This is a genomic window from Nocardia stercoris (assembly GCF_003696265.1).
Taxonomy (GTDB): domain Bacteria; phylum Actinomycetota; class Actinomycetes; order Mycobacteriales; family Mycobacteriaceae; genus Nocardia; species Nocardia stercoris.
Window position 1 is genome coordinate 181,578 of sequence record NZ_RFFH01000004.1, and the last position, 19,888, is coordinate 201,465.

General features: G+C 65.6%; 23 protein-coding genes. 15 read left to right on the forward strand and 8 right to left on the reverse strand.

Annotated features, from left to right (window positions below; translation table 11 throughout):
* The first annotated feature begins 68 nt into the window (after positions 1–68).
* From EBN03_RS11830 to EBN03_RS33695, 12 genes are all read left to right on the forward strand, one after another.
* Complete coding sequence (locus tag EBN03_RS11830) at positions 69–911, forward strand: alpha/beta fold hydrolase (RefSeq protein WP_122188039.1); 843 nt, start codon at positions 69–71, stop codon at positions 909–911.
* An 11-nt stretch (positions 912–922) separates the two neighbouring features.
* The gene (locus tag EBN03_RS11835) at positions 923–1,198 is read left to right on the forward strand and encodes a hypothetical protein (RefSeq protein ID WP_122188040.1); all 276 of its coding nucleotides are present in this window, start codon (positions 923–925) and stop codon (positions 1,196–1,198) included.
* Positions 1,191–2,039, forward strand: a complete 849-nt coding sequence (locus EBN03_RS11840; protein WP_122188041.1) for a DODA-type extradiol aromatic ring-opening family dioxygenase — start codon at positions 1,191–1,193, stop codon at positions 2,037–2,039. The genes EBN03_RS11835 and EBN03_RS11840 overlap by 8 nt, the downstream gene beginning before the upstream one ends.
* The gene (locus tag EBN03_RS11845; RefSeq protein ID WP_199742746.1) at positions 2,036–2,386 is read left to right on the forward strand and encodes a non-heme iron oxygenase ferredoxin subunit; all 351 of its coding nucleotides are present in this window, start codon (positions 2,036–2,038) and stop codon (positions 2,384–2,386) included. Before EBN03_RS11840 ends, EBN03_RS11845 begins: the two co-directional genes overlap by 4 nt.
* The gene (locus EBN03_RS11850; RefSeq protein ID WP_122188042.1) at positions 2,383–3,708 is read left to right on the forward strand and encodes an aromatic ring-hydroxylating oxygenase subunit alpha; all 1,326 of its coding nucleotides are present in this window, start codon (positions 2,383–2,385) and stop codon (positions 3,706–3,708) included. The genes EBN03_RS11845 and EBN03_RS11850 overlap by 4 nt, the downstream gene beginning before the upstream one ends.
* Positions 3,692–4,231, forward strand: coding sequence for a 3-phenylpropionate/cinnamic acid dioxygenase subunit beta (locus tag EBN03_RS11855; protein WP_122188043.1), 540 nt, complete (start codon positions 3,692–3,694; stop codon positions 4,229–4,231). Before EBN03_RS11850 ends, EBN03_RS11855 begins: the two co-directional genes overlap by 17 nt.
* A gap of 13 nt (positions 4,232–4,244) precedes the next feature.
* Entirely contained in the window at positions 4,245–5,063 is an 819-nt protein-coding gene (locus tag EBN03_RS11860; RefSeq protein WP_122188044.1) for an SDR family NAD(P)-dependent oxidoreductase, read from the forward strand.
* Positions 5,060–6,217 carry an NAD(P)/FAD-dependent oxidoreductase gene (locus tag EBN03_RS33690; protein WP_158675600.1) on the forward strand — a complete coding sequence of 386 codons (1,158 nt, stop codon included), beginning with the start codon at positions 5,060–5,062 and terminating at the stop codon, positions 6,215–6,217. The genes EBN03_RS11860 and EBN03_RS33690 overlap by 4 nt, the downstream gene beginning before the upstream one ends.
* Positions 6,218–6,234: 17 nt before the next feature.
* Positions 6,235–7,206 carry an NAD(P)H-dependent flavin oxidoreductase gene (locus tag EBN03_RS11875; protein WP_122188046.1) on the forward strand — a complete coding sequence of 324 codons (972 nt, stop codon included), beginning with the start codon at positions 6,235–6,237 and terminating at the stop codon, positions 7,204–7,206.
* Positions 7,207–7,255: 49 nt separating this feature from the next.
* Complete coding sequence (locus EBN03_RS11880; protein ID WP_147471544.1) at positions 7,256–8,806, forward strand: class I adenylate-forming enzyme family protein; 1,551 nt, start codon at positions 7,256–7,258, stop codon at positions 8,804–8,806.
* Between the two features lie 104 nt (positions 8,807–8,910).
* Positions 8,911–9,513 carry a TetR/AcrR family transcriptional regulator gene (locus EBN03_RS11885; RefSeq protein ID WP_158675601.1) on the forward strand — a complete coding sequence of 201 codons (603 nt, stop codon included), beginning with the start codon at positions 8,911–8,913 and terminating at the stop codon, positions 9,511–9,513.
* 126 nt (positions 9,514–9,639) lie between these two features.
* Entirely contained in the window at positions 9,640–10,068 is a 429-nt protein-coding gene (locus EBN03_RS33695) for a hypothetical protein (protein ID WP_147471545.1), read from the forward strand.
* Here EBN03_RS33695 and EBN03_RS11890 read toward each other — a convergent pair.
* The gene (locus EBN03_RS11890) at positions 10,038–10,526 is read right to left on the reverse strand and encodes an SRPBCC family protein (protein ID WP_233608325.1); all 489 of its coding nucleotides are present in this window, start codon (positions 10,524–10,526) and stop codon (positions 10,038–10,040) included. The genes EBN03_RS33695 and EBN03_RS11890 overlap by 31 nt on opposite strands.
* Before the next feature lie 85 nt (positions 10,527–10,611).
* Between EBN03_RS11890 and EBN03_RS11895 the strand changes: the two genes are divergently transcribed.
* Positions 10,612–11,241, forward strand: coding sequence for a TetR/AcrR family transcriptional regulator (locus tag EBN03_RS11895; protein ID WP_122188050.1), 630 nt, complete (start codon positions 10,612–10,614; stop codon positions 11,239–11,241).
* A 388-nt stretch (positions 11,242–11,629) separates the two neighbouring features.
* Entirely contained in the window at positions 11,630–12,247 is a 618-nt protein-coding gene (locus EBN03_RS11900) for a TetR/AcrR family transcriptional regulator (RefSeq protein ID WP_122188372.1), read from the forward strand.
* A 57-nt stretch (positions 12,248–12,304) separates the two neighbouring features.
* On the opposite strand, the gene EBN03_RS11905 is transcribed toward EBN03_RS11900, so the two are convergent.
* Entirely contained in the window at positions 12,305–12,814 is a 510-nt protein-coding gene (locus EBN03_RS11905; RefSeq protein WP_122188051.1) for a hypothetical protein, read from the reverse strand.
* 1,054 nt (positions 12,815–13,868) lie between these two features.
* Between EBN03_RS11905 and EBN03_RS11910 the strand changes: the two genes are divergently transcribed.
* Positions 13,869–14,240 carry a DUF6463 family protein gene (locus EBN03_RS11910; RefSeq protein WP_233608326.1) on the forward strand — a complete coding sequence of 124 codons (372 nt, stop codon included), beginning with the start codon at positions 13,869–13,871 and terminating at the stop codon, positions 14,238–14,240.
* Positions 14,241–14,426: 186 nt separating this feature from the next.
* Here the strand turns inward: EBN03_RS11910 and EBN03_RS11915 are convergent, their stop codons facing one another.
* The 6 genes from EBN03_RS11915 to EBN03_RS11940 all read right to left on the reverse strand — a co-directional run bounded on the left by EBN03_RS11915 (position 14,427) and on the right by EBN03_RS11940 (position 19,332).
* Positions 14,427–15,020 (reverse strand): DUF2867 domain-containing protein, encoded by a 594-nt coding sequence (locus tag EBN03_RS11915; RefSeq protein WP_122188053.1) that lies wholly within the window; start codon positions 15,018–15,020, stop codon positions 14,427–14,429.
* A 359-nt stretch (positions 15,021–15,379) separates the two neighbouring features.
* Complete coding sequence (locus EBN03_RS11920; protein WP_122188373.1) at positions 15,380–16,459, reverse strand: quinone-dependent dihydroorotate dehydrogenase; 1,080 nt, start codon at positions 16,457–16,459, stop codon at positions 15,380–15,382.
* Positions 16,460–16,737: 278 nt separating this feature from the next.
* Complete coding sequence (locus EBN03_RS11925; protein ID WP_122188054.1) at positions 16,738–17,583, reverse strand: alpha/beta fold hydrolase; 846 nt, start codon at positions 17,581–17,583, stop codon at positions 16,738–16,740.
* Positions 17,584–17,611: 28 nt separating this feature from the next.
* On the reverse strand, positions 17,612–18,400 hold the full coding sequence (locus tag EBN03_RS11930) for an alpha/beta fold hydrolase (RefSeq protein ID WP_122188055.1): 789 nt from the start codon (positions 18,398–18,400) through the stop codon (positions 17,612–17,614).
* Between the two features lie 111 nt (positions 18,401–18,511).
* Positions 18,512–18,925 (reverse strand): DUF6463 family protein, encoded by a 414-nt coding sequence (locus EBN03_RS11935; protein WP_122188056.1) that lies wholly within the window; start codon positions 18,923–18,925, stop codon positions 18,512–18,514.
* Positions 18,922–19,332 carry a DUF6463 family protein gene (locus tag EBN03_RS11940; protein WP_122188374.1) on the reverse strand — a complete coding sequence of 137 codons (411 nt, stop codon included), beginning with the start codon at positions 19,330–19,332 and terminating at the stop codon, positions 18,922–18,924. The genes EBN03_RS11935 and EBN03_RS11940 overlap by 4 nt, the downstream gene beginning before the upstream one ends.
* Positions 19,333–19,888 lie beyond the last annotated feature (556 nt).

Here is a 19,888-nt window from a genome sequence, read left to right on the forward strand (position 1 = left end):
GACGGTCCTATCGTTCGATCAATCAATCAATCAATTGATCAATCGAACGTTTGGAAGGGGTCGTGCCCATGCCGCGAAGCGTTGCCGACCGTGATGTCACGCGAACGCATGTCGTCGAGGCCGGAGGAATTCCGACCAAAGTCCTGACGGCGGGGTCGGGCCGGCCGGTCGTGCTGTTGCACGGTTCCGGTCCTGGAGTCTCGGCGGCCGCGAACTGGTCCAGCCTGATCCCGGAGCTCGCCCGAGATTTCCTGGTGATCGCACCCGATATCGCGGGATTCGGGGGTTCGATCGGGCCCGCGGGCACCGTGTACGGGATCAAGCTCTGGGTGCGGCAGCTCATCGAGTTGCTCGACGCGCTGGAGCTACCTTCGGTGACCTTGCTGGGCAACAGTTTCGGCGGTGGGCTTGCCCTCGCCGCGACACTCAAGCATCCGGGGCGGGTCGACGGGCTCGTCCTGCTCGGCACCCCGGTGGGCACCTTCGAGATGACCGAGGGGCTGCGGTCGGGCTGGCATTACGAACCACACGAGGCCGAAATGCGGCGAATCCTGGAGATATTCGCGTACGACCCCGCCCTGGTCACCGAGGACATGGTTCGGGAGCGGTACGAGGCCAGTGCCCGTCCCGGTGCGCAGGACGCCTACCGGCGACTCATTCCCGAACCGGGTCTGGCGGGCACACCCGTCAAGGGCGTACCGGAGGAGTCGCTTCGCGCCATCAACCAGCCGACGCTGATCCTGCACGGCAGGGAAGACAGTGTGATCCCGGTCGAGCTGGCATGGCGGGCCGCACACCACATCCCGAACGCCGACCTGAAGGTGTTCTCGCGGTGTGGCCACTGGGTGCAGTTGGAGCGGCGCAGCGAATTCCTCTGCGAGGTAAGCGATTTCCTGGGCAGGCTGCGATGAGCCGATCGGGAGTGGACAAAGCGCTCTACGACATCGTCGCCGGCAAACAGGCGCGCGAGGGCTTCGTCTCGGATACGCCCGGATTCCTCGACCGATACCGGCTCGACGCGGACGAGCGCGCTGCCGTCGGCGGCATCGACCTACCGGCGCTGCGGGATCGCGGTGCGAACCCCATGTTGCTGTGGGGCCTGTGGATGACCTTCGGCGATCGCAGCCTGCCCGGTTATCTGGCCGAACTCCAAGGCGGCCATAGCCTCTCGATTCGGAAGGAACCCAAGAATGGCTGAGCTGGTGGGCGGATTCCTGGTGCCGCACGACCCGATGGTCCTCACCGATCCGCAGGCGCCGCCAGAAGCGGTCCAGGAGCGGATCACCGAGGCGTACGCCGAGGTGGCAAGGCGGGTGGCCGATCTCGCCGCCACCACGCTGATCATCATCGGCACCGACCATTATCTGCTGTTCGGACCCGGCTGCCTGCCGCAGGCGCTGATCGGCAGCGGCGATGTAGACGGTCCGCTGGAGCGTCTGCCCGGCATGCGCAGGCGGCAGTTTCCCGACAACACCGCGTTGGCACGGCATCTGGTGAGCCACGGGCACCGCACCGGAATCGATTGGGCGGTGGCCGATTCGCTGACCGTCGATCATTCGGTCGCGATCCCGTACTTCCGCATCGGCCTCGATGCGGAACTTCCGGTGATTCCGATCTATCTGGCCTGTGGCGTCGAACCCATGCTGCCGTTGCGGCGGGCCGAGCAGATCGGGCAGAACCTGAAGGAGGCCGTGGAGAGCTGGGACGGCAACGAGCGGGTGGTCGTCATCGGCAGCGGTGGCATCAGCCACTGGGTCGGCACCGGCGACATGGGCCGGGTGAACGAGCAATTCGACCGCATGGTGCTGGATCTCGTGACCGCCGGAGATGTGGCGGCGCTCGTCTCGCTCACCGATGACTACATACTCGAGCACGGCGGCAACGGCGGCCTCGAGATCCGCAACTTCATCGCCGCCATGGCCGCACTCGGCTCGTGCACCGGCGATGTCATCGCCTATGAAGCTGTGCCGGAATGGATTACCGGTCTCGGCTTCGCCGAACTCATCCCGAGCCGGGCCGCAGAAGGGCTCTCCTCATGACCACCGGAACTTCGGCGCCATGCAATGTCGGGCCGGTCGGTCTGCTCGACGGCCGGGAGATGGTGCGCGTGACGCCGCAGGGATGGCCGCCACTGCTGATCTACCGCGTCGACGGCGAGATCTACGCGACCGCCGATACCTGCACCCACGCCACCGCCTCACTGTCGGAGGGCGAACTGGAAGGCCACACGATCGTCTGCCCGGTGCACTGGGCCGAATTCGATGTCCGCACCGGTCGCGCGCTGTGTTTTCCGGCCACCCAGGCGCTCGAGACCTTCGAGGTGTCGGTCGAGGACGGCCAGATCTATGTGCGCGGAACCAATAGCAATGGAAGTGACAAACCATGAGCAAATCGGTCTCGACGATGGTCGGTCCGCAACTGTTGAGCGAAGGCCGGCTGCCGCGCGACATCTTCTGGTCGCAGGAGATCTACCAGCTGGAGCTCGAGCGCATCTTCGCCCGCGCTTGGGTGTTCATCGCCCACGAAAGCCAGCTCCCGCACACCGGTTCGTTCCTCACGACCCGCATCGGTGAGGACGAGGTGATCGTCGTCCGCAACCGCGACGGTCGGGTGGGGGCATTCCTGAACAGCTGTCCGCACCGGGGCAACCGCGTATGTTCGGCGGAGGTCGGGGTCGCGCGCGGATTCGTCTGCAATTATCACGGCTGGTCGTTCGGGCTGGACGGGTCACTGCGCGGCATGCACGAGTCCGGTTCCTACGACCGCGAACCCGGCTTCGATCGCTCCCGACTGGGCTTGACCCCGGTGGCCCAGGTCGAGGGTTACAAGGGCCTGCTGTTCGCGACCTTCGACCCGAGCGCGCCGGCGCTCACCGAGTTTCTCGGGGATTTCACCTTCTACCTGGACGTCATGCTCGACAATGACCCGGGCGGAACAGAATTCGCAGGCGGCTGCATCTCCTCGATCCTGGGCTGCAATTGGAAGATTGCCGCGGAGAATTTCGCCGGCGACGCGTTGCACGCCGGATGGACGCATGCGTCGGGTGCCGAGGCGATGCTCGGCGGGCCGGTGGCGACGCTCGGTGACGAGGCCAACGAGAGCTACCACGTCAATACCAACGGCCACTGCTGGGAATTCAACCTCGACGGCGTCGGCAACGCGGCCACGCTCGGGGACAAACGCATCATGAATTACCTGCGCGAGCAGCGCGGCGCGTTCGAGGCGCGGCTCGGAGCGACCCGGGCGAAGATGGTGGGCTCGGTCAGCTCGGCCAATGTCTTCCCCAACTTTTCATTCCTGCCCGGCCAGAACACCTTCCGCACGTGGCAGCCGCTCGGTCCGCACAAGACCGAGCTGCGCACCTGGGTACTGGTGAATTGCAATGCGCCGCAAGAGGTCAAGGACGCCTGGCGTAAGGGCGCGATGCTGACCTTCTCGCCGTCCGGTGTCTTCGAGATGGACGACGGCGAGAACTGGGAAGGCTCGACGCACAGCAATCGCGGATTCGTGACCCGGCAGCAGCCCCTGCACTACGGGCTCGGCCTGGCAAGCCGAGTCGATCACCCGGAACTGCCCGGCAACGTCTACCGCGGGCAGATCAACGACGCCAATCAACGAGCGTTCTACCACCAGTGGTCGAAGATGATGAGCTCGACCGACTGGGCCGAACTCCTGGACAAAGGGCCGCACGATGACACCGACCGCTGACCCGCAATCGATCGAAACCGTGGACACCGACCTCTATTTCGAAGTAATGGCCTTCGCCGCGCGGGAAGCGCGACTACTCGACGAGGAACGCTATCCCGAATGGCTGGCATTGTTCACCGAGGATGCGACCTACTGGGTGCCGGGCATCGAGAACCGTGGCCGCCACGATTGCTCGGGCATCTACGCACCGCACCGCATGGCGTACTTCGATGACACCGTCGCCGATCTGCGGCACCGGGTGGACCGGTTCACTGCGCCGACGGCATGGGCCGAGGACCCGGCGACCCGGCATCTGCATGTCATTTCCAATATCGAAGTCGAATCATGCGATACCCCTGGGGAACTGTCCGTGCGTTCGGTCTTCGTGAACTACCGCGGTCAGGGCAGCACCGACTCGGCCGTGCTCTACGGCAGGCGGGTCGACCGGTTGCGACGGGTAGACGGGCAGCTGCGCATCGCGGCGCGCAAGGTGGTGCTGAGCCACGCGACGCTACCCGCCAAGAACATCAACACCTTCTTCTGATGGGACATTTCTGATGGGTCGACTGGAAGGGCAGGTCGCCCTCGTTACCGGTGGCGGTGACGGCATCGGGCGCGCCGTGGTCGAACGGTATGTGCGCGAGGGCGCGAAAGTGGTTGTGCTGGAACGGGACAAAGAGCTAGCGAAAGCGATCGAGGACGCCTACCCCGAGCCGGTTGCCGCCGTCGTCGGCGATGTCCGCGATCCCGCGACACACGTCACGGCCACCAGATGCGCGCTCGACATGTTCGGGCGGCTGGATGTCTATGTCGGCAATGTCGGTGTGTACGACTACGGCGCGAAGCTCGACGACCTGGAACTCGCACAGCTGCCCGGAAATTTCCACGAACTCTTCACCACCAACGTGCTCGGCTATCTGCTCGGCGTCCGGGCGGCGAGCTCCGCACTGCGTCACCGCCGGGGCTCGATCATCCTCACCAGTTCCTCGAGCGGAACCTATGCCGGTGGCGGCGGCGCACTGTATGTGGCGTCCAAGCACGCGGTGGTCGGGCTGGTCCGGCAACTCGCCTACGAATTCGCGCCCGACGTGCGAGTCAATGGCATCGCACCCGGGGCAACGCGCACTGGACTGACCGGCGTGACCGGTCTCGGCGGAGACCGTCACCTGCGCGAGGAGACCGGGATGCTCGACAGCATCGCAAAGACGATTCCGCTCGGATTCGTCAGCGAGCCCGAACACCATACCGGTCTCTACGTCGCGCTGGCCTGCGCGGCAGACACCGGATTCGTCACCGGCGCGGTCTTTCCCAGCGACGGCGGATTGGAAGTGCGCGGCCGGCGGGCCGCACGCTCGACCGGCGAGGCCACACCGTGACGCGGCCCGACAGCGTGGTCGTGGTGGGCGGCGGTCTGGCCGGGCACACCGTGGCAGTGACATTGCGCTCATGCGGCTTCCACGGTCGGCTCACGGTGATCACTCAGGAGTCGACCGACCCCTACGATCGTCCGCCACTGTCGAAGGACCTGTTGGCGGGAGAGCCGATCCAGCCCACCCTCAGCCCCCACCTCGCCGATCTCGGGATCGAACTGCACACCGCAACTGCCGCAGTCGGCATCCGGCCGCACGAAATCCTCACCACAGCGGGACGATTCCCGTTCGAGGCCGCTCTGCTCGCACCCGGACTGCGGGCGCGCCGACTGCCGAGCGGGCATGGCGCGCCGGCGGCCAACGTCCTGCGGAGTCTCGAGGACGCCGTTGGTCTGCGTACCGAACTCACCACGGGCCGCAGGGTGCTGATCGTCGGCGCGGGCTTGATCGGGGCCGAGGTCGCCACGGCCGCCGCAGCTGCCGGCTGCCGGGTCTCGGTCATCGGCCCCGACCTCGGCCCGGCCCTCGCCGCCGTGCCCGATTCGGTGCACGACGAGATCCGAGGGTGGTACGACGACTGCGGCATCCGGCTGACGACCGGGGTCCAGGTTCTCGAAACCACACACGACGGAGTGCTACTCAGCGATTCCAGTCGTCGCGCCGCCGATCTGGTGATCGCCGCGATCGGCGGAGCACCGGCGACGGCGTGGCTGCACGGTTCACCGATCGGCCTGGATCCGGCAGGGTTCATCACCACGGACGAGCACCTGCGCACCGACCTACCCGGTGTCTACGCGGCGGGCGACGCGATCGCCTGGCCCTCGGCCCGCTACGGACGCGCGATGCATCTCGAACACTGGCACCACGCGGCCGACTCCGCACAGATCGCAGCCCGGAACATCCTCGGCGCCAACGAAACCTATGATCCGCTGCCCTACTTCTGGTCCCACCAGCTCGGCCACAGCCTGCACTACATCGGCCGCCACGGCCGGGCGGATCCGGCCGAGATCCGCTCGGATACCCGCTCCGGACGGGCGGTGACCTGGACACGCGGCGGGCGGCCGACGGCCGTACTGGCCCTCGACGCGCCGCACCTCGTACGTCGTGCCCGCGCGGCGCTGCAAGCGGCTGATCGACCGGAAATCGGTGCAATGCAATGACAAATCGGAAGAGGAACATGGAATCCGGCAATCGACAATTCGCCGACCTCGTCGCGTCGCTGCGGATCCCGGTGATGGCGGCCCCGATGTTTCTGGTGTCGGGCACCGAGATGGTCACCGCCGCAGCGTGTTCCGGAATCATCGGTACATTTCCCGCCGCGAACGCGCGCACCATCGATGATCTGGGCGGCATGCTCGAGGGCATCGCCGCCGGAGCCGGTGGGGGAGCGTGGGGTGTCAATCTCATCGTGCACCGCACCTATGACCGGCTCGAGGCCGAACTGGCCTTGCTGCACGAGGCCGCGCCGGCTCTGGTGATCACCGCGCTCGGTACTCCGCAGCGTGCCCTCGACGCCGTACATCGCTGGGGCGGATTGGTTTTCGCCGATATCAGCACGCCCGAACAGGCCCGGCGCGCCATTGCCGCAGGCGCTGACGGTCTGGCCGCCGTCTGCTCGGGGGCCGGGGGACACACCGGAAAATACAGCCCCTTTTCGCTGATCGCCGCGATCCGCGAATTCTGGGACGGACCGCTGATCGCCGGCGGCGCGGTGTCTTCCGGCGCGGGCATTCTCGCCATGCGCGTCCTCGGCGCCGACCTGGTCACCATCGGCACCCGGCTGCTCGCGACCACGGAGAGCCGCGCGGCCGAGGGACACCGCCGGATGGTGATCGACGCGACGATCGCGGACATCATCACCTCTGACCGCGTGACCGGGGTTGCCGCGAACTGGCTCGCCGAGAGCCTGAACCGGCACCGGGCGATGGCCGGCGGCCCGACCGGGATCGACTTCTCCGGCGCGATCGCCGATTCCAAGGCCTGGCGGGACGTGTGGTCGGCCGGGGAAGGCGTCGGCGCAGTCCTCGGTCCGGAGTCCGTCGCCGAGGTCGTGGCCGCGCTCGGCGCCGAATATGACGCGGCACTGGCAGGCGTGAGAGCGGACGCGATGCCTGAGCTCACGCAGCCCGTCGCGAACATTCCCGATTGATCACCCTGAAAGAACTCAGCAAGATTTACTGGAGGTTGTGGTGGCCGCTGTGACTACCGAGGATACGACGGCCCGACCGGAACGCGAGCCGTCCGCCAGCGTGGTCGAATCCCTGCGCCGGGCAATGACCGATGCGCCCGATCGAACCGCGATCGTCTGCGGTAACCGGACCCTGACCTTCGCCGAACTGGGCCGTTCGGCGGTGGGTCTGGCACGCCGCCTTTCCGAGTCGGTCGTGGCCGGACATCCGGTCGCGGTCGTCATGCCGAACGGCCCCGAGCTGTCGGCCGCGATCTTCGCCGCCTGGCTGGCGGGTGCGCAGGTGGCCCTGATGAACCCCGGCTTCACCGGCCGGGAACTGCGCCTGCTGCTCGAACGGTCCGGGGCGAGTGTGGTGCTCACCGCGGCCGGCGCCGCCGATCAGGTCTTCGCCGCGGCGGAGTCGCTCGGTCTCGAACTCGTCGTGGTCGGCACCCGCGAGCTGGACCTCGAAACATGGTGCGGCGACGAGACACTCACCATCACCGACGACCAGCTGCCCCCACCGGATCGGCTGGCGACCATGATGTTCACCGGAGGCACCACCGGAGTGCCCAAAGGCGTCGATCACACCCACCGCACCCTGATGCTTACCGTCCTCGGCATGGAGGGGTGCTGGCCGACTCGTCCCGGTGCCGAGGTGTGGCTGAATGTGGCGCCCTCGTTTCATATCTGGGGGTTGCTGATGGGCATCCTCAATCCCGTTTACGGCCACGCCACGGTGGTGATCTGCCAGGGATTCAAGCCCGATGCGGTGGCTACCGCCATCCGCGACCACCGGGTCACCGTGTTCGGCGGCGGTCCGGCCGAGATCTACGCCGGTCTGCTGTCGAGCGAGCACGCCAATCGCGCGAACCTGTCGACCGTGCGGGTGTGCCCGGGCGGCGGATCGCGGTTCTCCGCGGCGCTGCACGATCGCTGGCTGCACCGAACCGGCGTGGTGATCCGCGAGGCGTACGGCATGACCGAACTCGCGCCGATCACCTGCAATCGCTCGGACATGTCCCCACGGCCGGGTTCGGTCGGGTTGCCTGCCGCTGGGGTCGAGGTCCGGGTCGTCGATCCGGACAATCCACACCGGCTCGCGAATGCTCGGGAAGCCGGTGAGATACAGGTCCGCGCACCGCACATGACGATCGGCTATCACGATCCGGCGCACAACGACGGGGCTTTCGCCGACGGTTGGCTCAATACCGGGGATATCGGTTATCTCGACGAGGACGGCTTCTTGTTCATCGTCGATCGTATGAAGGACATGCTCATCGTCGGCGGCTTCAACGTCTACCCGCGCGAGATCGATGAGACCCTGTGCCATTTTCCGGGAATCCTCGATGCCGCCACCGTGGGTGTAGCCGACGAGCGGCGTGGCGAACGTCCGGTCTCGTTCGTCGTCGTCGACGCCGGCGTGGTTCTCGACCGAGCAGAGCTGGCCGACTACTGCACGGCGAATCTGGCGCATTACAAACAGCCCCGAGACGTTCGGGTGGTCGGGCAATTGCCGAAAACCGCCGCGAACAAGATCGATCGTGTCGCCCTGCGGAAGATGGCGGCAGACATGTGATGTGGCCTGACGCCGGTCGGGCGTCCAGCGCACTTCCTGGATCCTGCTGCGGGCTAAGCTGACTTGTTCGATTTCGGAGGAACTATATGGTGGGAGGCCCACGTGTGGCTGCGTCGACGCCGGTCGAGGGGGAGTCGGCCTGGGAGGACAAACGGCGGCGAATTCTCGACGGCGCCGCCGCTGTCTTCTCCTCCCGCGGGTACAGCAAAGGCACCACCAGGGAAATCGCGGCCCAACTCGACCTCAGCCAGCCATCCATCTATCACTACGTCGGATCGAAGGCAGACCTGTTGCGCGAGATCGCGTTACAGGTCGATCGGGACATGACGGCCGCGCTGCACGACGGCTTGGCGGCGGCCCGCGACCCGGTCACCCAGCTGCGGGCGATCATCACCCGATTCACCTATGCGGTGATCGCGAACCATCTCACCTTCGCCGTCTACCGCAGCGAGCAGCGCTGGCTGGAGCCGGCGGTAGCCGAACAAGTGCAACGCGACGAGCGCGAATTCGTCGCCACCGTCCGGAGTGTCGTCGAAAAGGTGCAGGCGCTCGGGCAGCTTCCTGACGCGCCGTCGTCGGTGATCACCTTCGCGATTCTCAATATGGTCAGCGAAAGCTATCGCTGGTATCACCAGGGTGGCTCGCTCGACCCGGCGTCTATCGCCGACGCCTATTGCACACTCATCGGGCTACCGCCGCGGGATTGACGGCAGCCCAACGTCATTGTCAGTAGCGTTAGCCTCGATGTTTCGCCGGGCCGTCGGCCCAGCCTGATCGGTCCGAGGCGCAGTCGGCACCGGCTGCGACCGCCACAGCCAGGTCCAGCCACGATCTTGACCGGATCGTGGCTGGCCAGCGGCTTGTGCCGCCGCGCCGACACCGCCGCCTGTGATCCCGTCGAGTCAACCTTCAGCGCGCTCGACCGCTCGAACCGTCCCATCGGCTGTCGCGCACAGCATCGGATCGCCATCGGCGGGGATCGCGAAGATCCGGCATTCACAGACTGCCTGGCGGCGGGTGGCGTCAATCACTTTGGCGATCGCGCGCAGGCGCGCGCCATTGGCCGTTCGAAGGCGGGTGCGGTGGTCGTCATCGGGCGGCTGCGGATTCGTTGGTGGGGTTGGGGCGCACGGTTTCCCGGTCCGCGACCCGCCGTGGCGTCGCTCAGCGCACCCGCAAGGTCGCTGGTGGTCAGCCACGGCGTGAAGTCGCGTCGAATCGTCCGGCGGGACTACCGATGGACCTTGTTCTTGCGGACCTGATCGCTGTGGATCCTTGCGCGCAGGAAGCGAACGTAGCGGCTGTGGTGGCTCGTCGGCGTCGCCCCCGGAACCAGTGTGGTCTCGGCGCAGTCGAGTGAGTCTTCCAGCGCCGCGTCATGCAGCCAGCGCCAGGCGAGGGGCCAGGTGAAGCGATCTCTTCCGTGGGTTCGCATGATCAACTCGTGCGTCAGCCGGGTGTGTGTGGCGTCCAGCTCTTCCACGATGAATCCGTGTGTCCCGTCGAAACCGGCCGGACGATGGAACCGGAACTGCACTTCGCGCCCGGGCACGTACTTCACGCAGGTGTAGCGGATCGGCCCGTGGCCACCGATGGCACCGACGCCCAACGGTCGATCGAACCGCATCGCGGGCCACTGCTGGATCGGCCACAGCCGGTCGTCGTCGGTGGCCAGCGTGTCGAGCAGCTGGCCCACCGCCTGCGCATCGGCTGCGATCACCCGACTGTGGATATTTCTCACCATGATCAGGACCCTTCATTTGGCGATTACTCTCTAATTGCAATTAGAGAGTAATCTCTAGCTCGTGTCAAGGAAACCAACGCACACCCGCGACTCACTGCTTGACGCCGCTGCCGACCTGGCCGCGTCCCATGGCGCCGCCGCGGTCACGATGAGCGCGGTCGCGGCTGCCGTGGGCGCGCCGAGCGGCTCGGTCTACTACCGCTTTCCCGACCGGGCGACGCTACTGGCAGGACTGTGGCTGCGTACCGTGGATCGATTCCAGAGCGGCTTCCTCGAGGCCTTGCGTATCGACCCTCCGCAGCGAGCCGCGATGGGGGCCGCGCATCACGTGACCGACTGGTCGCGACGGCACCCGACCGAGGCCGCGGTATTGCTCGCGGGCCGGGAAGCCTTCGGGTTCGCGCAGTGGAGTGCCGAATCCCGAGATGTGGCCGCGACGCAGCAGGCTCGAATCGACGATGCGGTACGCGAACTCGGCGATCGGCTGGGCTACCACAGTCGGGCCGATCGCGAACGGTTGGCTCTGCTGATCGTCGAGTTGCCTCATGCGGCCGTGCGGCGATGCGCGCGCAAGGCCGGCGCCGACCTGGCCGACGCCGCCGCCGCCGTCGACCGGATCGTGCGTGATGCGCTCGGTGAAGGCGCCGGTACCCTATCGGATGCTCCATCGGACCCCGCGCACACGGGCTGACGATTCGACGATCTTTCGACGAAGCCCATCGTTCCAACCGGCCGAAGAGTCCGTTCGGTTTGACCAGGACCATCATTCGCGGCTCGCATCCGTCGAGGGTCGGGACTCAGCGGAGGTGTGCCACCTTGTGTCCGGTTGTTCGCCAGCTCCGAGCGCTGATTCACCGTGGAGTTCGTACAGGTTGTTCGGAGGTGCCTGCCAGGCAGACCCCTGGCGCAAGACCGTTCGGCAGCGATTTCATGGATCCGCCATGGCTTTTCGATATGCGCGGGTGCGGGGAAGTCGGTTGGGCATGGCATCGCCCTCCGTCAGTTATGCGGAAACGTATAATTAAAGGCTGGATCGGTTATACGGTCCGTAGAACGTTGCGAGGGAGGTGGTTCACGGCATGGGTGCGCTGCGCACACCACGCGAGACATGGATCGACGCGGGGCTGGCGGCATTGGCCACCGGGGGCGTCGATGCCGTGCGAATCGAGACGCTCGCCAAGGCTCTCGGAGTTACCAAGGGCGGGTTCTACGGCTACTTCGCCGACCGTGAGGCGCTGCTGACGGCAATGCTCGACACCTGGGAGCGCGAAGCGGTGGACAATGTGGTCGAGGAGGTCACCCGGGGTGAGGGCAGCGTTCTCGACAAGGCCCGGCTGGCTGGTCATCTCACCTTCTCCGGCGATCGGTTGCTCCCCATCGACCTGGCCATCCGCGACTGGGCCCGCCGCGACGGCGCCGTCGCCGAACGTCTGCGCCGAGTCGACAACCGGCGCATGGACCTGCTCCGCGATGCGATCGGCACAATCTGCTCAGATCCTGACGAGGTCGAGGCTCGGAGCCTGCTCGCATTCTGCGCAGCTATCGGCAGCCATTTCCTCGCCGCCGATCATCCCGGCCGTACTCGGGAAGAGGTCATCGCGCGTGCGGGAGACCTGATCCTGAATCGTGCGACGGGTGAGCGGCCCGACCGTGCGGGTGCGCCAGATGGACATACAGTCGGACGAATTTCGCCATGATCTGTGGCCGTAAGGATTCAATGACTGGCGACCGACCGGTCACTCGGACCGTGAACCTCATGGCCTGGCGTAGCGCCTGCGAGCGTAGGCGGCGGTGACTGCGATGACCAGAGGCCCCCAGGCCAGCAACGGTGCATAACACAAACCCATGACGACACCCGCCGTGCCGTGCGGAAAGTCGGGGTCCGTCAGCGGGCTGCGTGGCGACAGAGCGACCGCGGCGGACAACGTCGTCACGGCCAGTCCTCCTAACGCGGCGGGAACGATGGCGACCAGTGGATGGATACGACGACTGCCCAAGACCGGGATCCACGCCGGCACCCACTCGCCCCAGGGTCGGACCAGGCCGAGGGTGAGTAAGGCCGCGCTCTGCGACACCAGGGTCAAAATCCACACGTAGGTCACGAAGGTCGGTCCGTGGTAGAGCCTTCCCAGTTCGCCGGTGAAGCCGACATCGACCCCGAATCCGGCCGTGACTCTCCATATGCACGAGGGGATCGTGCATCCGACTGTGGCCCATGCGGCGAGCTCGGTCCAGCGTGGGACTTCCAATTCCTTGTCGGTCATGGCGGTTGAACTCCATTCTGCGAAAGTCTGAGGCGCGGCAGATGATTCCAAGTTATACGCATGCGTATAACTTCTCACTGTAGACCCACGCGGATCCACGCCTTTCCGCCCATGGCGATGGCGTCGTAATCGTCGTCGTCCGGTCGACGAGTCGGCGGATCCCCGACTCGGGCCCGTATGTCGACCCCGATCCCTCGGCCCCTTCGGTCCACACCACCGTCATCTCCAGGCTGGGACGACGAAGACGTTCTATGAACCCGGCAACCCTGGTCGGCGGGGGCGCTACCGATCCTGCAGCGCCGACTGCGTCGGTCCGTGACGCACCCATCGAAGTGACCGTGCTGTCGTTTTGGACGACCACACCGATGCGGGCTGCATCTGATCAAGCAGTCGTTTCCGGACAACGCCGTAGGCCGGCTCCCTCTGGTGTCCTGAATCGTGACTCGGCCGGATCAGGAGAATCTGGATCAACGCCGCGAAACACCTTGGCCGCCAAGGGGTGTGCCGAGATCTGAAGTCTCGGCGGTTGCCCGCGCCGACGAAGTGATCTGGCCTGAGCCCGTCTTCACTGCCACGTGGGTGTGAAAGGCGGTGCCGCAACTGCATTCGCGTCGTCGGTGTCTGTTCGACGCGACGTGCAAGGTCGAGTCATGGTGTGCTTCCTCACCTCGGCAGCAACTGTACGAGGGCGTACGGAATCGGCTAAGGTCGTTCTATACGTAACCGTATAGAAACTGCCCTAAGGCTTCCTCGACCTGCCCACATATTCCGACACTCGTCGGCCCTGACTGCTCGCCTTGCGGAGATGGATTGTCCTGCAATCGATTTAGGCCTCCATCGAACGAGAGGGTGATAGCTGTACGGCGACGCCGACCTGCGTCGAGGTGGACAATAGTGACCTCGCGGCGACCGTCTACCTACCTACCTGCCTGACCGCGAACGCCCTGGGCACTTGCCAGCTTGCCCGATAGAGCCCTGTGGACAACATGGTGCTTTGGGAAGGTTCCTTACGCCCAAAGGTCCGAGAGTCGATTTTGCGCAGCGCATTCGCCGCATGGATTCGTCGGGCGAAGTCATGCCATCGCAAGAAGAGTGGAAGAGCGTGAATTCAAGAACTCGATTCCCCGCTGTCGGCACCATGCTCACCCTCATCGGGGCGGTCCACGCAGCGCTGGGCACTGTCATCTGGGTGACAAAAGACCAAGACGCTGAGCTTTCGTTCTGGTTCACCGCGTTCGGCGTCGCCGCGATCACCCTCGGTGTCAGCGTCATCGAGGTGGAGCGGGCCCGCGGCTACGTCACGGCACCGATACTTGCTGCGATCGCGGTGCTAACCGGTTTCGGGCTGGCGTTCGAACCCGTATCCGGGTTCATCATCGTCCTCGTTCCCGTCGCGGTAGGAATCCGTGGATGGATTAGCAGATGAGGCACGCAGTCGCGTCGCAGGTCTCGGTACTGCCGATCCGGCTCGGTGAGGTGCCGTCGTAAAAAACGAGCGCCACTCGTCGACCCGCCGGCAACCGGTCCCGGCTGACCTCATTCCTATGCTCAGGCCGATAGCGCATGCATCGACTTCTACCCCAAGTGCTTGCCGACCTCCTCGGATCGCTGCTCACTGTCGCGCAATGGCATTCTCCTGCCATTGACGTCCGATGGAGCGCATCAGCGCCCCGTACACCCCGACGTAGCGGAACGGCTTGATGCCGGCCATGTAGATGGCGCCAAGGAGCCCGTTGGGCTTCACCAGCACCGCCATCTGGCCTCGATAGCTGCTTCCGTCCGGGACCCAACCGAGGTGCATCACCGCATGGACAGTCGCGTTGCACATCTCGGCTGCCCACTCGTTCTCGGTCTGGTAGAGGGACCGGAACGGCGACTTGCCGAGGTCGGGGCCGCGGGGTCCCTCGAGTAGATCGGCCGGTAAGCGGTCATAAAGCGACGGCACTCGGGCGCCGGTACCGGTGTCGGGCCGGTCCCAGCCGAGCAACGCGCCGAGCCGCCATCGGACGGTGAACAGCGCCCGCGAGACGAAGCCGTCACCATTGACACCGCCGCTGACGCCGTCGGCGAACTGGCGCACCAACCACGCGAAGTCGTCGGGCCCGCCGGGGGTGGGCAACGCCCACACATCTTCGACGGTGAAGTCGTCGGCGATGTCATGGATGCGCCATGGGCGGTCGGTGTGGGCGGTTCGAGGAAGTCTCATGGCTGCTCCGATCTATACGGTGGCGTATAGATTGAATCTAATCGATCTATACGCTCCCGTATAGATCGGAGTGGTAGTGAGGAAGCACACCATGTGCGAGTTCAATCGCGCGTCGCGCCCGATGAATGGCGCGTGGACTCGCCGACGAGGCGCACACACGCAGCCTCGGACTTGTCATTCCGCCCCGCGGGTGCTCGGATCAGGTCCGAATGGTCCGACGAATCGGTCGCAATCGACGACTGAATACACGAACTCACCCGCCCGGGGCCCCGAGCAGCCCGAAATGACATCGTCCATGGACGTTCTCAACTCCACCGGCTTCGGGTGTTCCGTCTCGGCTGAGTGTCCGGGGCCGGTTGTCAGGCGCGCGTTCTGTGTGCGGCGCCGACGGCTTCGGAGAGATTGGTGTAACCATGGGCGCGGAGTCTGGCGGCGAGGCCGCAGTGGATGTGTTTGGCCCACAGCGGGCCGCCGGCAATGAAGCCGGTGTAGCCCTGCAGGAGGGAGGCGCCGGCAAGGATGCGTTCCCAGGCCTGATCGGCGGTTTCGATGCCGCCGACGGAGATGAGGATGACCTCGTCGCCCACCCGGGTGTAGAGGCGGCGCAGGACTTCGAGAGAGCGGTTGGCGAGGGGCGCGCCCGACAGGCCGCCCGCGCCGATCGGTTCCACGTCTGCGGCAGGGGTAGCAAGGCTGTCGCGGCGGATGGTCGTGTTGGTGGCGACGATGCCGGCCAGCCCGAGTTCGACGGCGAGGTCGGCGACAGCGTCGATCTCCTCGTCGGTGAGGTCGGGGGCAATCTTGACCAGAACGGGGACCGAAACGGTATCGAGGACCGCCTGCAGGATCGGGCGCAGCGAGGCCACCGCCTGCAGGTCACGCAGGCCGGGAGTGTTGGGGGAGCTGACATTGACGACCATGAAGTCGGCCAGCGGGCCCAGCAGTTCGGCGGAGGTAACGTAATCGCCTGCGGCGTCCTCGGGTTCCACAATCTTGGTCTTCCCGATATTGGCGCCAATGGGGATGCCGCCGGGACGTCGGTGGGCCAGGTGTTCGGCGGCCGCGGCTGCGCCGAAGTTGTTGAAGCCCATGCGGTTGATGAGCGCCCGGTCCGCGGGCAGGCGGAACAGCCGCGGGGCCGGATTGCCGGGTTGGGCCTGGGCGGTGACGGTGCCGATCTCGGCGTAGCCGAAACCGAGCGGACCCCATGCGTCGACGCCGGCGGCGTTCTTGTCGAATCCGGCGGCCAGGCCAAGGGGTGCGGGGAAGTCCACACCGAAGACGTGGGTCCGCAGGATCGGATCGTCGGCCACCAGAAGCCTGCTGGCCAGCGCGCGGCCCGGGGCGAAGCGGGTCGCGAACCACATGGCGGCGAAGGCCAGGTGGTGGATGCGTTCCGGCGGCAGCAGGAACATTATCTTCAGCAACACGCTGTACAGGCGCTCGTACATTGGTGGGTAAATCTCCGCCTCGGGTATCGGGGGACAGTAGGAGGTTCGTCGACTAGCAGCGAGATCGGAAGCGGGAAAGGCCGCCTTGATCGGAAGACTGACGTGGCACAGACACAAGTGGTGTTTTCGGCGTTGTCTCCTGGAAGCGCAAACCGCCAACACAGTCACGACGGTCGCAGCCAGAGCGTTGAACCGATCCAACCGCACCTGTCATGTGCAGGACCGTGCAGACCACCCACCTCAAAGAAAGAAGCGGCCCGAATCCGTCACGGTTCAGCTTGCTCAGTGGCAAGTTCACAGTGAGGAGTCCGTGAGTCCAGGAACCCGATGATTTTGGCGTGGAAGCCGTCCGGGTCCTCGCCTGGTGCGCCGTGTCCCGCGTCGACTTCGGCGTACTGAGCATTGGTGATGGAGGCAATCAGCTGTTGTTGCTGTTCGGCCGGGACGAGGCGGTCATGAGCGCTGGCCAATACGAGCGTCGGTGCGGTGATCCGTCCGAGCATGTCTGTGAGATCCACACTGCGGTCGACCTCTGTTTGTCGGTCGGCACCAGGCGCGATCACACTCGTGAGTTGGTTCACGACTGCGATGTTCTCCTCGGCCTCGACTTGCTTCCAGTAGAGCGGACCGAAGGCCATCAGCGGCAGCATTTGCGCGAAAGAGTTCGTGTTGTATCGAGCATCGTTGTGCAGCAGGCTGATCCAGTACCGGAACTCCGCGTCCATGCGAGTGTCGGTGCGCACCCAACCGGCATGCATCAGAAGCGAGAGTGCGCGCTCAGGTGCGGTGGCGGCCACGTATGCGGCGATCACCGCGCCAAGTGAGTGGCCGACCAGGTGGAACCGGTCGAGCCCCGCATGGTCAGCGACGGCTCGTACCTCCGCTGCCAGATCGGCGAGGGTGAGCGGCCCGCCGTGGTCAACGGTGTCGCCGGAACCCGAATAGTCCAGCGCGACAACCGTATACCGGTCGGCGAGTTCGGCGGTCAATCCAGTCCATTGGGCACGACCGGCGGCCGTGCCGTGTACCAGAATCACGGCGGGGCCAGTGCCGGTGCGGTCGTAAGCCAGGGTGGCGGGCCCCCCGCTGAGCCGAACGGTCGTGGTGTGCATGACGAATAGTCCTGATCTGTAGTGCGGTTCAGTCAGTGAGGGAGTCGGAAGCGAAGCCCGCCAACGCGTTCCGCAACGCGGCGTTGAACTCGGCGGGCTTCTCCTGCTGGGGCATGTGTCCCGCACCCTGGATCACGGTGACCCCGGCACCCGGGGTGTGGGCAGCGCATGCCTGTGCGACCTCGACTGGGATCTCCGCGTCCAATTCGCCGTGCAGATAATGGATCGGCGTGCGCAGCTCCGGTAGCCGTGGGCGAGGGTCGTACTCGGCGAATACGTGGAACTGCTCGTCGATGTACACTCCCGCGTCGAGGATCTGGCGCACGGTCCAGTCGATCAGCGCGGGGCTTGTGTTCGGGGCGAACCAGTTCGGCACCCACTCAGCGGCGAAAGACACACGGTTGTAGAGCATTTCGTGAATGATTTTCGGTAGCGGCATACCCTGCGCGGGCCAGTATGCCGGACCGTCCACGGCGACGACGCCGCCGAGCAATTCTGGGTGATCCATCGCCAGTTCGGTGGCGAAGGTGGCGCCCATCGAAACGCCGATAACGATGGGCTGGCTGAGCTCGAGCGCTCGAATGAAAGCCACCAGGTCGGCGATTACGCCTTTCATCGTATTGCCGACTGTCGGCCGATCCGACCGGCCGCATCCACGCCAGTCGAGGGTGACCACACGGAAGTCGTGGACCAATTCGGCTTGTTGCGCGCCCCAGATCCGCCCGCTGGTACCCCAGCCGTGCAGGAACAATAGGGTCTGCCCGGTGCCCTCATCCTCGAAGTAGAGCTGGGCGTCGTTGATCGTGAGGTACGGCATTTTTGCCGCTCCTTTCGTGGTGGTGGGATCTTCTGTGATGGCCAGTGCGTTGCCTGGTCCCTGGGGCCCGTCGACAGCACGCGGTTTGCGCTGGTGGGCACGCCGGCCCGGCTATGTCAGGGCTGCCTCGGCCACGGTGTCGTCGTCGCGGGCGGCGCGGCGGGCGCCGATCAGCAGCAGGACGGCCGCGAGCAGGAGGAGAAGCAAGGGTGAGGGCCCGGAGAGAACGGCGGTGATCAGGGTCCAGGACGCAACGCTCCATGCGATGAACGATGGTGGGGTGATGCCGTGTCGGGTCATCCACAACACCGCCAGGCCGATCACGATGAGTGGCGGGCCGAAACTGAACGCTGTGTACCAGAACGCGGCGGTGGTGTGGCTCATCGCGACGAGGTCGCTGTTCTGCTTTTCCCACAATGCCCAGGTGAGCCAGTCCTGGCCGTAGTGGGGGATGGTTTGTGTCAAGGCGCCCATCGTGTGTCCGACGCCGCACAGCGTGATCAGCCAACCGGCCCACCTGATCATTGGAATTCTCCGTTTGCCGTCTCTGAGCCAGATTGCGACGCGGCGCGGCGGATTCCGGCCAGCAGTAGACCGCACGCGATGACGATGATCGGCCACGGGGTGCGGATGAGGGCCGTGGCTATGAGCAGGCTCCAGATGCCCAGTGCCCAGGCGAGGAACTCCGGCGGGGTGATGCCGTGGCGTTCCATCCACAGCACCGTGACGCCGACGAGGACGAGTGGCACCCCGAAGCTGGCCACCGACAACCAGAATGCGCTGTTCTCCGGGCTCATCGCGGAGAGATCGTCGCTCCACAGTCCGCCGCTGAACCAGGTCCCGGCATGACGTGCCGCCCGCTCCAGCGTCAGCGCGAGCAGTGTGTGTGCGGCTCCGAAGACGGTGATCAGCCAGCCTGCCCATTTGATCATGTCGAACACCCTTTGATAGTCGATGGCGGCACGCCCGAGGTTGTTATACGGTCCCGTATAACAAACACTAGGCGCTGTTATGCGGTGCCGTATATACCTGGATCTGTGAGAGGAGCCACACCATGGGGTTCCCGGACCGGTCCTGCTGGTCCTTGCCGCGCGCCGATCGACACCAACACGGTGGCGGGCTGCCGTCTGGATCAACACATCCAGGCCGTTGCCGCCGCAGGGGTGAAGCCGATGGCTCGCCTGCACAAGGTGATCCTGACCGGCATCATGGGCCTGGCAGTCACGGCGCCCACACCGAGAATCCGGTCCGTGACACCTCCCGCCTGCGCCGGCGAAAGATCAAGCCGCAGATCATCGATCGGTAGCGCCTCGACGGCCTGCGAGAACAACTTCGGGAATGGTTGGCAGTCAACGAGATTCCGGGAACCCGCGCGTACACCCATTGGCCGATGCGGGATCGGGTCGTCGTGGACGTTGCAGACCTGATTCTTGGCAGGGGCGTGCGGCCAGGGGAGGCTCTGGCGGCATCCTGGGATCAGTCGGACTG

Bases quoted from the DNA above. Each gene is read 5' to 3' on its own strand.
- EBN03_RS11935 (WP_122188056.1), bottom strand. From the start codon at position 18,925: ATGATCAGGTGGGCCGGTTGGCTGATCACGCTGTGCGGCGTCGGACAC.
- EBN03_RS11855 (WP_122188043.1), top strand. From the start codon at position 3,692: ATGACACCGACCGCTGACCCGCAATCGATCGAAACCGTGGACACCGAC.
- EBN03_RS11840 (WP_122188041.1), top strand. From the start codon at position 1,191: ATGGCTGAGCTGGTGGGCGGATTCCTGGTGCCGCACGACCCGATGGTC.
- EBN03_RS11900 (WP_122188372.1), top strand. From the start codon at position 11,630: ATGGGTGCGCTGCGCACACCACGCGAGACATGGATCGACGCGGGGCTG.
- EBN03_RS11860 (WP_122188044.1), top strand. From the start codon at position 4,245: ATGGGTCGACTGGAAGGGCAGGTCGCCCTCGTTACCGGTGGCGGTGAC.
- EBN03_RS11940 (WP_122188374.1), bottom strand. From the start codon at position 19,332: ATGATCAAATGGGCAGGCTGGCTGATCACCGTCTTCGGAGCCGCACAC.
- EBN03_RS11905 (WP_122188051.1), bottom strand. From the start codon at position 12,814: ATGACCGACAAGGAATTGGAAGTCCCACGCTGGACCGAGCTCGCCGCA.
- EBN03_RS11845 (WP_199742746.1), top strand. From the start codon at position 2,036: ATGACCACCGGAACTTCGGCGCCATGCAATGTCGGGCCGGTCGGTCTG.
- EBN03_RS11875 (WP_122188046.1), top strand. From the start codon at position 6,235: ATGGAATCCGGCAATCGACAATTCGCCGACCTCGTCGCGTCGCTGCGG.
- EBN03_RS11910 (WP_233608326.1), top strand. From the start codon at position 13,869: ATGGATTCGTCGGGCGAAGTCATGCCATCGCAAGAAGAGTGGAAGAGC.
- EBN03_RS11830 (WP_122188039.1), top strand. From the start codon at position 69: ATGCCGCGAAGCGTTGCCGACCGTGATGTCACGCGAACGCATGTCGTC.
- EBN03_RS11850 (WP_122188042.1), top strand. From the start codon at position 2,383: ATGAGCAAATCGGTCTCGACGATGGTCGGTCCGCAACTGTTGAGCGAA.
- EBN03_RS11930 (WP_122188055.1), bottom strand. From the start codon at position 18,400: ATGCCGTACCTCACGATCAACGACGCCCAGCTCTACTTCGAGGATGAG.
- EBN03_RS11915 (WP_122188053.1), bottom strand. From the start codon at position 15,020: ATGAGACTTCCTCGAACCGCCCACACCGACCGCCCATGGCGCATCCAT.
- EBN03_RS11925 (WP_122188054.1), bottom strand. From the start codon at position 17,583: ATGCACACCACGACCGTTCGGCTCAGCGGGGGGCCCGCCACCCTGGCT.